Source organism: Agrobacterium sp. CG674, assembly GCF_053521645.1.
In genome coordinates this window covers 448,737-461,779 of the sequence record NZ_JBNWDZ010000002.1, presented here as the reverse complement: position 1 = coordinate 461,779, position 13,043 = coordinate 448,737, and the positions used below count along the sequence as shown (strand labels likewise).

General features: G+C 57.3%; 12 protein-coding genes. 4 read left to right on the top strand and 8 right to left on the bottom strand.

Translation table 11 applies throughout. The annotated features are described in order from the left end of the window. Positions 1-37 precede the first annotated feature (37 nt). Positions 38-955: a sugar kinase gene (locus ACQZ51_RS07390; protein WP_448776228.1), complete on the top strand. Its 918-nt coding sequence runs from the start codon at positions 38-40 to the stop codon at positions 953-955. 95 nt (positions 956-1,050) lie between these two features. Further along, positions 1,051-2,139, top strand: a complete 1,089-nt coding sequence (locus ACQZ51_RS07385; protein WP_448776227.1) for a bifunctional monoglucosyl/glucuronosyl diacylglycerol synthase — start codon at positions 1,051-1,053, stop codon at positions 2,137-2,139. Between the two features lie 147 nt (positions 2,140-2,286). Here ACQZ51_RS07385 and ACQZ51_RS07380 read toward each other — a convergent pair whose 3' ends face one another. From ACQZ51_RS07380 to ACQZ51_RS07365, 4 genes are all read right to left on the bottom strand, one after another. Further along, entirely contained in the window at positions 2,287-2,895 is a 609-nt protein-coding gene (locus tag ACQZ51_RS07380; protein ID WP_448776226.1) for a DUF2026 family protein, read from the bottom strand. 168 nt (positions 2,896-3,063) lie between these two features. Continuing rightward, positions 3,064-4,503, bottom strand: coding sequence for a ribosome biogenesis GTPase Der (der, locus tag ACQZ51_RS07375; RefSeq protein WP_448776225.1), 1,440 nt, complete (start codon positions 4,501-4,503; stop codon positions 3,064-3,066). 33 nt (positions 4,504-4,536) lie between these two features. Then, positions 4,537-5,208, bottom strand: coding sequence for a tetratricopeptide repeat protein (locus ACQZ51_RS07370; RefSeq protein ID WP_448776224.1), 672 nt, complete (start codon positions 5,206-5,208; stop codon positions 4,537-4,539). Positions 5,209-5,364: 156 nt separating this feature from the next. Further along, the gene (locus ACQZ51_RS07365) at positions 5,365-5,949 is read right to left on the bottom strand and encodes an NnrU family protein (RefSeq protein WP_448776223.1); all 585 of its coding nucleotides are present in this window, start codon (positions 5,947-5,949) and stop codon (positions 5,365-5,367) included. Between the two features lie 196 nt (positions 5,950-6,145). Here ACQZ51_RS07365 and ACQZ51_RS07360 point away from each other — a divergent pair, with 196 nt between their 5' ends. Continuing rightward, positions 6,146-7,129, top strand: coding sequence for a polysaccharide deacetylase family protein (locus tag ACQZ51_RS07360; RefSeq protein WP_448776222.1), 984 nt, complete (start codon positions 6,146-6,148; stop codon positions 7,127-7,129). Between the two features lie 55 nt (positions 7,130-7,184). Here the strand turns inward: ACQZ51_RS07360 and bacA are convergent, their stop codons facing one another. From bacA to glpK, 4 genes are all read right to left on the bottom strand, one after another. After that, a complete protein-coding gene (gene bacA, locus ACQZ51_RS07355) occupies positions 7,185-8,462 on the bottom strand; it encodes a bacteroid development protein BacA (RefSeq protein ID WP_448776221.1) in 1,278 nt (425 codons plus the stop codon). 186 nt (positions 8,463-8,648) lie between these two features. Further along, positions 8,649-9,401 carry a type I methionyl aminopeptidase gene (map, locus tag ACQZ51_RS07350; RefSeq protein WP_042617372.1) on the bottom strand — a complete coding sequence of 251 codons (753 nt, stop codon included), beginning with the start codon at positions 9,399-9,401 and terminating at the stop codon, positions 8,649-8,651. Positions 9,402-9,418: 17 nt separating this feature from the next. Further along, the gene (locus ACQZ51_RS07345; protein WP_448776220.1) at positions 9,419-10,480 is read right to left on the bottom strand and encodes an LLM class flavin-dependent oxidoreductase; all 1,062 of its coding nucleotides are present in this window, start codon (positions 10,478-10,480) and stop codon (positions 9,419-9,421) included. A gap of 116 nt (positions 10,481-10,596) precedes the next feature. After that, positions 10,597-12,090 carry a glycerol kinase GlpK gene (glpK, locus tag ACQZ51_RS07340; protein WP_448776219.1) on the bottom strand — a complete coding sequence of 498 codons (1,494 nt, stop codon included), beginning with the start codon at positions 12,088-12,090 and terminating at the stop codon, positions 10,597-10,599. 157 nt (positions 12,091-12,247) lie between these two features. Between glpK and ACQZ51_RS07335 the strand changes: the two genes are divergently transcribed. Then, positions 12,248-13,024 (top strand): 3-hydroxybutyrate dehydrogenase, encoded by a 777-nt coding sequence (locus ACQZ51_RS07335; protein ID WP_448776218.1) that lies wholly within the window; start codon positions 12,248-12,250, stop codon positions 13,022-13,024. The last annotated feature ends 19 nt before the right edge of the window (positions 13,025-13,043 follow it).

The window sequence follows — 13,043 nt, the reverse complement described above, 5'->3', positions numbered from 1 at the left end:
CGTAATGCGGGGACATCCATTCAAGGGAGGCAATTGCATGGGCGGACGGTTTCTTTCTATCGGCGAATGCATGGTCGAGCTTTCTCAGGCAGGCGACGGATTGCTGCGCAAAGGCTTTGCTGGCGATACGCTGAACACCGCCTGGTACGCCCGCGCCTGCATGCCAGCAGACTGGACTGTCGATTATTTCACGGCCCTCGGTGACGATCCTCTCTCAGAAGAAATGCTCGGCTTCATCAAGGCGGCAGGCATAGAGACCACCAACATCTCCCGGCTTAAAGGCGGCACGCCTGGGCTTTATCTCATCAACCTGAAGGATGGCGAGCGCACATTCAGCTATTGGCGCAGCACATCAGCCGCCCGCCAGCTGGCAGCGGATGCGGACCACCTGCGCGGCACGATTGAGGCTGCCGATATGGTCTATTTCTCCGGTATAACGCTTGCCATTCTCAGCACGCCGGTTGCCGTTGACACATTTCTTGCCGAAATGCGGCGCGCCAAAGCGTCGGGAAAACAGGTGGTCTTCGACCCAAACATTCGCCCCCGCCTTTGGGCAGACCGGCAGACCATGCTGAGCACCATTACCGATGGCGCACGCGCCGCAACATTGGTCATGCCAAGCTTTGATGACGAAGCCGCGCATTTTGGCGATGCCGATGTCGAGGCCACAATTAACCGCTACAGCGCGCTGGGCGTGACAAACATCGTTGTCAAGGATGGCGCCAATGGCGCAACGCTGGATTTTGCGGGCAATCGCTGCCATGCACCGGCGGTCCAGTCAGCAAAGGTGGTGGATACGACCAGCGCGGGTGATAGTTTCAACGGCGCGTTCCTGTCCAGGCTGGTCGCGGGCAGCACACCGGAAGCTGCCGCCGCTTTCGCGGCCAAAGCCGCCGCCACCGTCATCGGTCACCACGGTGCGCTGATCGACCCGGGCCTGCTGCCGAAGGACTGATCAGCTCCTGACATGAAGCTGTAACATGCCTGTCCCATACACGCGTGGGAGCCCGACATAATTTCGGGATTCGTCAGCGCGGAGGTCGGCATATCATGACCAGAATAACCATCGTCACCGATGCGTGGCATCCGCAAGTCAATGGCGTCGTACGCTCCATTGAAAACACCAATGTTGAGCTGGAGCGCATGGGCGTCGAAGTCTGCATGGTCACGCCGCAGAACTTCCATTCCGTGCCCTGCCCGACCTACCCGGAAATCCGCCTTTCCGTAGCCAGCTATGGCCGTGTTTCGAAAGAAATCGCAAAAAGCCAGCCGTCCTACGTTCATATTGCAACCGAAGGCCCGCTGGGCTTCATGGCACGGCGCTGGTGCCTGAAACACGGCATGCGCTTTTCCACCAGCTACCACACGCGCTTCCCGGAATATGTGGCCGCACGCTTTCCAGTGCCGGAAAGCTGGCTCTATGCCTTCGTGCGCTGGTTCCACAATGGCGGCAGCGCCTGCATGGTGGCAACACCCAGCCTTGAAGCGGAACTGACGGCCAAGGGCGTGAAAAACCTGAAACGCTGGAGCCGTGGCATCGATGCCGCCCAGTTCTTTCCCCGCGAAAAACAAGCCCAACCTTTTGATCTGCCACGCCCCATCTTCATGACCGTCGGTCGCGTGTCAGTAGAAAAGAACCTGCCTGAATTTCTCGCGCTGGATCTGCCAGGCTCAAAGGTCGTGGTGGGCGACGGCCCTGCCCGCGCCGAGCTCCAGAGCAAGTATCCCAACGTTTTGTTTACCGGCGTTAAAACCGGCAAGGACCTTGCCGATGCCTATGCTCAAGCAGACGTTTTCGTCTTTCCGTCCAAGACAGACACATTTGGCAATACGATTTTAGAAGCACTTGCTAGCGGGGTGCCTGTCGCAGCATTTCCAGTCACTGGCCCCCTCGATATTCTCGGCGATCATCCCCGCGCTGGTGCGTTGAACACGGATTTGCGCACCGCCTGCACGGATGCGCTGAAGTGTTCAAGTGAAGCTGCACTTGCACTATCGCGAACCTATTCCTGGGAAAAGGCATCGAGCCAGTTTCTTGACAACGTCACCTCGGCGGCGAGCAGCGGACTACCGGAGTTTGGATCAAGGATTGCAGCCCGCAGCAGAAATATCCTGAAATTCGACGCTTTTTCCCGATAGACATGTGGACGAAGGCGGGCAAGGCTGTCACAAGACGCATCGGGACGCGACCGCCGCTATCTTTAGAGCGGGGTCGGGCTGCTGATTGACGTCAGGCGGCTGCCGCGGGATCACGCTGGCCGTCCTTTTTAATTCCCCGATACAGCCTTACCATGCGCCCTGAAGGGCATGACCGACCAGAGGAATAGTCGTGGATTTGTCGCTTTGATCGACAACGGAGATAGATGACTGCATCTGCCTGGGCGACTTGCGAAACCAGCCTGCGGCAACCGATGCAAGATCGCCGATCATGGCGTGCTTGCGCCAATCTGCAAAGCGACGGGCGGTCGCTTCCGGCTCGGATTTGTAATAGAAATCACCCGACTGCGAGAGATCGTTGATCGACGCTGCCATGTCGGACAATGGGTGCTGAAACATTTTCGACGGGACAGAAAGCCCCTGCGCTGCCTCGGCAAAAGCTGGCGCCATGAAATCGATCGCCCAGCCATCCGCCTCCACCCAGCAGTGAAAATTGTCACCTGCGCCAGTCACATGGCCATCCTCACGGTGGTCCGCAAACAGGATCAACTTGCCATCAAGATTATAGGCCGCAAGTCCACCCTTGGGCTTGGCCTTGACCTTGTAATGATGCTCCAGAATGAAGGCACCAAAGGTGCTGAAATACATGGAAGCCGATGCCGGATCAGCGTTCTCGTTGACCAGCAGGCTGTTGATGACGCGATAGATGCGGTGATAGTCGGTCTGCTTGATCAGCATGGGGTTTTACCTGAGGATTCCACGATTCAATGGGACGCGACAGCGCGAGAAAGCCCCTCTCCGCCATCATGTCAGGGCCTGACCCGAGGATCTAACGAGCCACAACGTTAAACGTGGCTGGATCCTCGGCACAAGGCCTGACATGACGTCGAGGGTGGCGTGCGCCAATCAGCGCTTCTTCTTCTTGCTTTCGAACGGGTTGTCCGAACCACGGTAGTGCACCCGGATCGGTACGCCTGGCATGTCAAAATCCTTGCGCAGATTGTTGACGAGGTAGCGGGTATAGGACTCCGGAATGGCTTCCGGGCGCGTGCAGGAAATCATGAAGGCCGGTGGGCGGGCCTTGACCTGCGTCATGTATTTGAGGCGCAGACGACGGCCTGAAACTGCCGGTGGCGGATGCTGGGTCACCTGCGCATCAAGCCATTTGTTCAGCTTGGCGGTGGAAACGCGACGGTTCCAGATCTTGTCAGTATCGATGATGTTCTGCATCAAGCGGTCAAGGCCATAGCCCGACTGGCCAGACATGGGCACAGCGCGAATGCCGCGTGCCTGCGGCAGCAGGCGTTCAGTTTTTTCGCGCAGGTCTGCCAGAAACGCCTGGGGGTCTTCGACCAGATCCCACTTGTTGAAAGCCAACACAGCGGCGCGGCCTTCGCGGATGACCAGATCGACGAGTTGCAAGTCCTGCTTCTCGAAGGGAATGGTGGAATCAAACACGATGACCACGGTTTCCGCAAAGCGGATAGAGCGCAGCGAATCCGCTACCGAAAGCTTTTCCAGCTTCTCGGTAACACGTGCCTTGCGGCGCATGCCCGCGGTATCGAACATCTTGATGGTGCGGCCGCGCCAATCCCACTCAACCGAAATACTGTCACGGGTAATTCCCGCTTCAGGTCCTGTCAGAAGACGGTCTTCGCCGAGATAACGGTTGATGAGGGTGGATTTGCCAGCATTTGGACGACCGATGATCGCTACGCGCAGCGGCTTGGTCTCGTCATAAACGGGCTCTTCTTCCTCGTCGTCGTCGTCCTCGTCCTCGCCAGGTTCGCCACGGGGCAGGACGACATCCGTCTCAGCCTCGTCAAAATCGTCCTTCGGAAACGCCACGTCTTCGCCAATGGCAGCGACGATGGCATCGCGCAGGTCGATCATGCCCTGCCCGTGCTCGGCAGAAATCGGGCATGGCTCACCGAGACCCAAAGTGTAGGCATCGTAAAAGCCGCCATCGGAGCCGCGTGCTTCAGACTTGTTGGCAACCAGAACCACAGGCTTACCGCCACGACGCAGCATTTCAGCCAGCGTCTTGTCGGCCGGTGTCAGGCCGAACTTGGCGTCTACGACAAACAGCGTCAGGTCGGCCTCATCGATGGCCTCCTCAGTCTGCGCCCACATGCGGCCCTGAAGTGTTTCAGGACCGGACTGCTCCAGACCGGCGGTATCGATGATGGTGAAGCGCAAGTCGATGAGCTTCGCATCGCCGGGGCGGCGGTCGCGGGTCACGCCCGGCGTATCATCCACAAGCGCGAGTTTTTTGCCAACCAGACGGTTGAACAGTGTGGACTTGCCGACGTTGGGACGCCCTACGATGGCGACGGTGAAACTCATGGGGAAACCCTAACTTGAAACTATGGCGCGAACTTACGCTGCCTTGCCGGATGCGGCAATATTATCGAGCATGATACGTGCGCGGCTCGTGACGTTGCGCGGGGCCTGGGCATCAGACATAATCTGCTCAAACCACTGCTTGGCCTTCACGAAATCGCCAGCCTTGTATGCCGCAAGACCAAGCGCCTCGCGTGCGGAATTGCGCATGGCCTGACCTTCGCTGGCCAGCACTTCCGCCTGCGCGGAAACCTGTTCGTAACTGCCGGTATCCACCAGCAGCCACGCGGCGCGAACCTTGGCCGTATCACGGAAAACCTGTGGCGCGGATGTATCGTTGCCAATAGCGGTAAAGGCCGTGATTGCGCCTGCTGTATCGCCTTTCTGGGCCAGAAGCGTTGCAGAGCGGAACTTTGCCAGCACTGGATAAGAGCCGTGACCGGCTGTTTCCAGATCGGCCAGAGCCTTCAGCGCCTCGTCATTCTTGCCTTCAGATGCAAGTTTCAGCGCGCTTGCAAACTGATCGCCGGAGGCCGATGCGCGGTTGCTGTTCCAGTATTCATAAATGCCGGTTCCGGCGGCTCCGGCAACGACAAGCACGGCAGCAGCCACGACAACAATGCCATAGCGTCCCCAGAAATTGCTCATCTGCTCAGCGCGGATCTGCTCGTTTACTTCGCGGACGAATGTATCATTCTCGTTTGCCATCGAATTCTCCATTACCCGCACCGGATCCGTCACCGTTCATCTGGTCTGCGGACATGCCAAAGCCCTTGGCCGAGGCCAGCGCAAAAAGCCAACCACGGTCATTGCTCGGCCTTCTAGCCTATTTTCCCTTATATGTAAGGGGAAAACTCGTTTTTCTTACATCGCGAGCGGTTGAACGCCGATCAACCATTCGTGCAGCTTCCAGATGAAAGCAGCCCACAGCACAATGCCCAGCACAACGGCAAGGATGTCATAGCGTGCAGAGACGAACGGGCGGGTAACCACCTCGCCTGCCCTTGCGCGACGTTTCAGCGAAATGCGCATCACCACGCCCCAGGCCAGAACAGCAACGAAGAGCAGCACGGAAGACGTCTCTCCATTGGCAAGAAGATGCGCCAGCGCCCAGATCTTGACCGCAAGAACCAGCGGATGCTTCATCTTCGTTGCGATATGGCCAGCCGGAATAAGGCCGGCCACAAGACAGATCATCGAAAACAGCATCAGGGTCAGCGCGATATGGCTGGTCCAGATGGGTGGGGAATAGAGAATGCCGGTGACCTGCCGCGCCTGCCCAAAGGCATTGGCGACGAAGGCGACGGCCAGAATGGAAACGACGGAATAGGCGCCTTTCCATGGCCCCTCACCCATCTGCGCGATCATTTTATTGCGAAAGCCCGGCGCGAATATCCGAACCGAATGCGTGCCCAGAAGAACGATGAGAGATATAACAAGCAATAGCATGGAGAGCCCTTTGAATATGTCGCGCAAAGCGTATGGGGCCTATGCTTAAAACAATGCTGCGAAAGCGCCAGCCTTAATCTGCTACCGCTATCCGCTCGCCCCGCAAACGGCCGCAATTTAACGAAATTTGCAAACAAATCAAAGCTTCGCCTTATTGCATGGTCATGAAGCACCACCTTTTGCAGATGTGGTCATAATGTTACGTTCTATTGCTCTTCTTTCCCTATCCGTCGCCTTTGCCGCGCCCGTCAGCGCACAGACGATGGAAAAGCCAAAACAATTGCTCATGGTTTCCTTCGATGGCGCTGGCGATAATTCGCTGTGGGAGCGAAGCCGCGCAACGGCCAAGGAAGTGGGCGCGCATTTCACTTATTTCCTTGCCTGCACATTGGTGATGGACCGCAAGACCAGCGCCAAGAGCTATCAGGGACCGGGCATGAAAGCTGGCCGCTCCAATGTCGGCTTCGGCCAGTCGGTTGAAGAGGTCGAGACACGCCTTCAAAATATCTGGTCAGCCAGGCAGGAAGGCCACGAGATTGCCAACCACACCTGCGGCCATTTTGACGGTGGCAACTGGAGTGAAGAGCAATGGGATGCGGAATTCACCAACTTTACCAGCACCATGGAAAATGCCTGGCAGATGATTGGCAAGAAGGATGAAGAGCCGCAGGGCTGGCGGGATTTCGTTCACGGCATCAACGGCTTCCGTGCGCCCTATCTATCGCAAAGCGATGCACTCACCGCCGCCCAGAAGAAACACGGCTTCGTCTATGACGCCACCAGCATTACAAAAGGCCCGGCCTGGCCGACCATGAAAAACGGCATCCAGCATTTCGGTCTGCCGCTCATTGCCGAAGGCCCCAGCAACCGGCCCATCATCGCCATGGACTACAATCTGTTCGTGCGCCATTCCATGGCCATCGAAAACAGAGAAAAGTCAGCCGAATTCGAGGAACGCGCCTATCAGGCCTTCCGTGCCGCCTTCGACAGGCAATATGACGGGGAGCGCGTGCCGCTCCAGCTCGGATTTCACTTCGTCAGAATGAATGGCGGCGCCTATTGGAATGCGTTGGAGCGCCTGCTGCGGGAGGTCTGCAACAGGCAGGATGTCGCCTGCGTGACTTACGCGCAGGCCATGCCGATGATCGAGGCACGGCGAACGCAGAAATCGCAGGGCTGAAAACCGCAGCGGTTTGAAAATGAAAAAGGGTGGCACATGGCCACCCTTTCCTGTGTCAGGTCGGCCTGTTCGCAGCCAACTCGCCATCCTCAGCTTCACGCTTGAGGTAACGCTGATCGATCTCCGGCAGCGGCTTATCGTCGATTGCCGCTTCGAAGGCTTTCAGGCGCTTGTAGATGGACAGAAGCTCAACAATCGTCGTCCAGGAATCGATGAGATACTGGAACGAGCCACGCACCTGATCGAACACGTTACCGATCTGCGTAAACACACCCAGCGTGATCTTCCCAGCCGCAATCGATGGAATGAGCACGATAAGGCTGTAGAGATTATCGGCCTGAAGATAGAAAATACGAGCGACGTTGAAGTACAGATAGTGGAAATAAAGACGGAAATAGTTTTTCCGGACGTTCGAAAAGAGCTCCGCCACGGTAGCAGGGCGGGCGCGGTCTTCGTGGTCCTCGCCATAAACAAGTTCTTTTCTGTAAGCCGCCTCAACGCGCTGATTTCGGAACTCCAGACCCGGAAGCTTGATCCCGACGAGAGCGAGGAAACCAGTGCCGAACAGTGACCAAACAATTGCGGCCCATACTAGAGCGTGGGGAATTTCACCGATGATCGGCAGTTCCGTGATTGTCTCGGAGAAGGTGAAGAGAACAGGCAGAAATGCGATCAGCGTCATGATGGCCCGCACCAGACCGACGCCCAAACCTTCGACGGTGCTGGAGAAGCGCATCGTGTCTTCCTGAACACGCTGCGAAGCGCCTTCAATGTGGCGCAGACGATCCCAGTTGGCCATATAAAATTCGTTCATCGCGGTGCGCCAACGGAAGATATAATGGCTGACGAAAAACAGATTGAGCACGCCAACTGTGATGGCGAAGAACAGAATACCGGTAACGCCGACAAGCCCCATATAGAGCTGCTCTGCCGTAACAGGCGCCGTCTTGGCCAGAGCCTGCTGGACGAGGTCGTAATAGGGACCGTACCACGCGTTCATTGCTACGCTGACCTGTACCGAGAAATAGGTCGCGAAAATGATCAGCGCCGAGCCCAGAATTGACCAGTTCTGCCAGCGGTGCGGGCTATATACGAACCAGAAAGCCGCAAACACCGCGACGGCCGCTGTGTAATAGAGATAGAACCACAGAAATGGGGTCGACCAGAAAACGGAAACGCCGGTAGCAGGCGGCTGGCCCGCAGGCAGGTCAGGCAGCCCAATTGCATTGCCCCACCCTCGTGCACCAGCGTACCAAAGCCCAATCAAAAGAAGCGACCAGACGACGGCAGAGGTGAAAAACAGTTTGGGTTTTGGGAAGAAGGAATGAAACACGTTTTGAACTCTCGCGAGCTTTGAGGTCAGCCATTATTGGCGAAGCAGTTTTGCGGGAAACTAGGGCAGAAATCCGTGTGCAGCAATCCAACAAACGCTAACTTACGAAGATGTAAGGTAGATGCGCGCTGCCAAAACCGCACATGACGAAGCCCTTAAACAAGGCATGCGTTCAGCTATCAGGCTTTACTCTGCAAGCGTCAGGATCAACGGACCATTCTTGGTTGCAACAACCGTATGCTCAAACTGCACCGTTGGTGCGCTGGGGTCGCTGAACAGCGTCCATGGGTCATCGTCGCCATCTTCGGCCCAATAGGCGCCCATGGAGAGGAAAGGTTCGACGGTAAACACCATGCCTTCGGTCATGATGCGGGTCTCATCCTTGTCCGGCCATGTGGCAAGCTCGGTCGGCTCTTCGTGCAGAGAGCGGCCAATGCCGTGGCTGGCGAGATTGGTGATCAGCGTGTAGCGGTTTTTCTTCGCGAAGGCGCCGATGGCATTGCCGATATCCGCCAGCGGGCGGCCTGACTTGATCTGCTGCAAGCCGGTCCACATGGCGCGCTTGCCATCCCGGCACAGCCGCTCGATCTCTTTTTTTACAGGCGGAACGGCAAAGGACGCGCCGGTATCCCCGAAGAAGCCATCCTTCACCGCTGACACGTCAATATTGACGAGATCGCCCGCCTTGATGATGCGGGGGCCGGGAATTCCGTGGGCCACTTCTTCATTGACGCTGATGCAGGTCGCACCCGGAAACTGATAGCAGAATTCCGGGGCAGATTGCGCGCCATTGTCTTCCAGCACCTTGCGACCGATGGCATCCATTTCCAGCGTCGTCATGCCCGGCTCCATCGCATCGGCCATGGTCTGCATCGCAAACCCGCAAATGCGGCCGATCTCTTTCAGCTTCGCCAGTTCTTCTTCGGAGGAAATAACCATTGTCGTCCCGTTGTTTTTCAGGCCGTGGCTTTCGCGCTATCGCTCCTGCCAGTCAATTCTTTTCTCACAATCGGGGCGACTTTGGTGCCGTAAAGCTCGATACCGCGCATGATCTGGTCATGCGGCATGAGGCCGATGGCCATCTGCAGCAGAAAACGATCGTTCTTGAAGACGCCATGGGCCTTGATGATTTTTTCCGCGACCAGCTCGGGGTCACCGAGGAACAGATTGCCCTCCGGTCCGCGTGCGACGTCATATTGCGCACGGTTGGTCGGACCCCAGCCACGTTCACGGCCAATGCGGTTCATGACCTCTGCCTGTGGCCCGTAGAACTGGTCGGCAGCCTTTTCGGTCGTATCGGCAATGAAGCCATGCACATTGATGCTGGTTTTCTGCTTGGCTGCATCTTGCCCGGCGCGACGTGCGGCCTCACGGTAAAGATCAAACAGCGGCGCGTAACGGCGGTATTCGCCGCCAATAATCGCCAGCGCCACAGGCAAGCCCATGGCCCCTGCCCGTGCCACGGACTGCGGAGTGCCGCCAACGGCAATCCATATCGGCAGATGGTCCTGGAAGGGGCGCGGGTAAACACCGCGTCCGTTGATGGGCGGATGCTTCGACCCGGACCACGTCACGATTTCCTTCTCGCGAAGCGTCAGAAGCAAATCCAGCTTTTCGCTGAACAGTTCGTCGTAGTCTTCAAGATTATATCCAAACAGCGGATAAGACTCGATGAAAGAGCCGCGGCCCGCCATGATTTCGGCGCGGCCATTGGACAGGAGATCGACCGTTGCAAATTGCTGGAACACCCGGATCGGATCATCCGAGCTCAGCACGGAAACAGCACTCGTCAACCGGATGTTCTTGGTTTTGACGGCGGCTGCGGCCAACACTGTGGATGGCGAGGAAACCGCATAATCCGGGCGGTGATGTTCGCCCAGACCAAACACATCCAGCCCCACCTGATCGGCAAGCTCGATTTCTTCCAGAAGGTCTTTCAACCTGCGCGCACCCTCGGCACCTTTGCCGCCAGGCGCGTTCGGATCGACATCCGCAAATGTGTAGAGACCCAATTCCATGTCTAACCCTCAATGATGTTTGTTGAGAGATAGGGATAGAACGAGGGCGAGGCAAACCCAAAAAGCCGAAAGGACCTATCGAGAGATTCGATAGGCCAGACGATGGCGCTTCGGTTCTAGATTGAACTCAGGGTGCGCCGCACGGCGTTTCGCCACCCCTTGATCTTGCGCTCGCGGGTCTCGTCATCCATTTGCGGCTCAAACCTGTTGTCGCGCGACCAGGCTTCAGAAAACGCCCTCATATCCGGCCACACGCCCGCCTTGCTGCCTGCAAGCCAGGCGGCCCCAAGCGCGGTCGTTTCAAGGATGACAGGGCGATCAACCGGTGCATCGATGAGGTCGGACAGGCGCTGCATCGTCCAGTCAGAGGCCACCATGCCACCATCGACACGCAGCACCGTATCGCCATTGGCGTTTTTCCAGTCCTTATGCATGGCATCCAGCAAATCGCCGGTCTGGTAGCAGACGGCTTCCAATGCAGCCCGCGCAAACTCTGCCGGGCCTGTGCCGCGCGTCAGCCCGAACATTGCGCCACGCGCATCCGCATCCCACCAGGGTGCGCCGAGACCAACGAAAGCAGGCACCAGATAAACGTCCTGCGATGGGTCCGCCTTTTCGGCAAGAGCGCCGGTTTCGGATGCGGAACCAATAACCTTCATCCCATCGCGCAGCCATTGAACGGCAGCACCGGCAACGAAGATGGAGCCTTCCAGCGCATAGGTCGTCTTGCCATCCAGACGGTAGGCAATGGTCGTTAGCAGCCGGTTCTTGGAGCGAACCATGTCTTTGCCAGTATTCAGAAGAGCAAAGCAGCCGGTGCCATAGGTGGATTTCAGCATGCCCGGCTCAAAGCAGGCCTGCCCGATGACAGCCGCATGCTGGTCACCAGCCACACCAAGAATAGGGATCGGCGCGCCGAACAGCTCGGCATCCGCCACGCCAAATTCGGCAGCGCAATCCAGAACCTCAGGCAGAACGGATGCTGGCACATCCAAAATTTCCAGAAGCTGCTTGTCCCAGGCATTCTTTTCGATGTTGAACATCAGCGTGCGTGACGCATTGGTCGCATCCGTCACGAAGGACTTGCCGCCGGTCAGCCGCCAGATGAGAAATGTGTCGACCGTGCCGAAGCAAAGCTCACCCTTCTCGGCGCGTTTGCGTGCACCCTTAACCTTCGATAGCAGCCAGGACAGCTTTGTGCCGGAAAAATACGGGTCCAGCAGCAGACCGGTCTTCTTGGCGAACACCTTTTCGTGCCCGTCCTTCTTCAGCTTTTCGCACAGCTTGGCGGTGCGCCGGTCCTGCCAGACAATGGCATTGTGCAGCGGCTTGCCGGTGTCGCGTTCCCATAAAAGCGTGGTTTCGCGCTGATTGGTAATGCCGATGGCGGCGATGTCAGACGCCTTCAGACTGGCCTTTTCCAAAGCCTGTTTGATGGACCAGACGACGCTTTCCCAGATCTCTTCCGGATCATGTTCCACCCAGCCGGAATCAGGGAAAATCTGGCGGAACTCTTTTTGCCCCGTCCCTGCCACCCGCATCGAACCATCAAAAACGATGGCGCGTGTCGATGTCGTGCCTTGGTCGATGGCGAGAATATAACCGCCCATGCATGCCTCCCGGAATAAAGTTTGGCGCAAGACAATATGCGCGGCTCACAATGTCAAGCCACGGCATGCGCATCACATGTCAAATATGATTGCCAGTTCCCCTGCTTTAAGCATAACCTGCCAGCGAGCGTTGCAACGTTGGGCAAAGGGAAACGCCATGCACCGAACCGTAATCGTGACAGGCTCAACCAGCGGCATTGGTCTGGCCATAGCGCAGGCCTTTGCCAATGATGGCTGCAACGTGATGCTGAATGGCCTCGGCAATGAGAGCGAGATTGAAGATACCCGCCTGCTGATGGAAGCAGAAAGTGGCACCCGCGTTCTCTACCATCCGGCAGATATGACCAAGCCCGACGAGATTGCCGATCTGGTCAAAACCGCCCATGACAAGCTTGGCTCGGTCGATATTCTGGTCAACAATGCGGGCGTGCAGCACGTGGCGCCGGTGGAAGACTTCCCGCCGGAAAAATGGGACCAGATCATAGCCATCAACCTGACCAGCGCGTTTCACACCATGCGCGCCGCTATTCCACTTATGAAAGCCGCAGGTAAAGGTCGCATCATCAACATTGCCTCAGCCCATGGCCTCGTTGCCTCGCCCTATAAATCTGCCTATGTGGCGGCAAAACATGGTATCATCGGGCTTACGAAATCCGCAGCGCTGGAACTTGCCGAGACAGGCATTACCGTCAACGCCATATGCCCGGGCTATGTGCTGACATCGCTGGTGGAAAAGCAGATACCCGATACGGCCAAGGCACGCGGCATCAGCGAGGATGAGGTGAAGAACGACGTTCTCTTGCGACTGCAGGCGACGAAAGAATTCGTGAAGGTCGAGGATGTGGCAGCAACTGCCATTTTCCTGGCCAGCGATGCCGCAAAACAGATCACAGGCACGCATATTTCCATCGATGGCGGCTGGACCGCCCAATAATCATACGCAGACGAAGGCA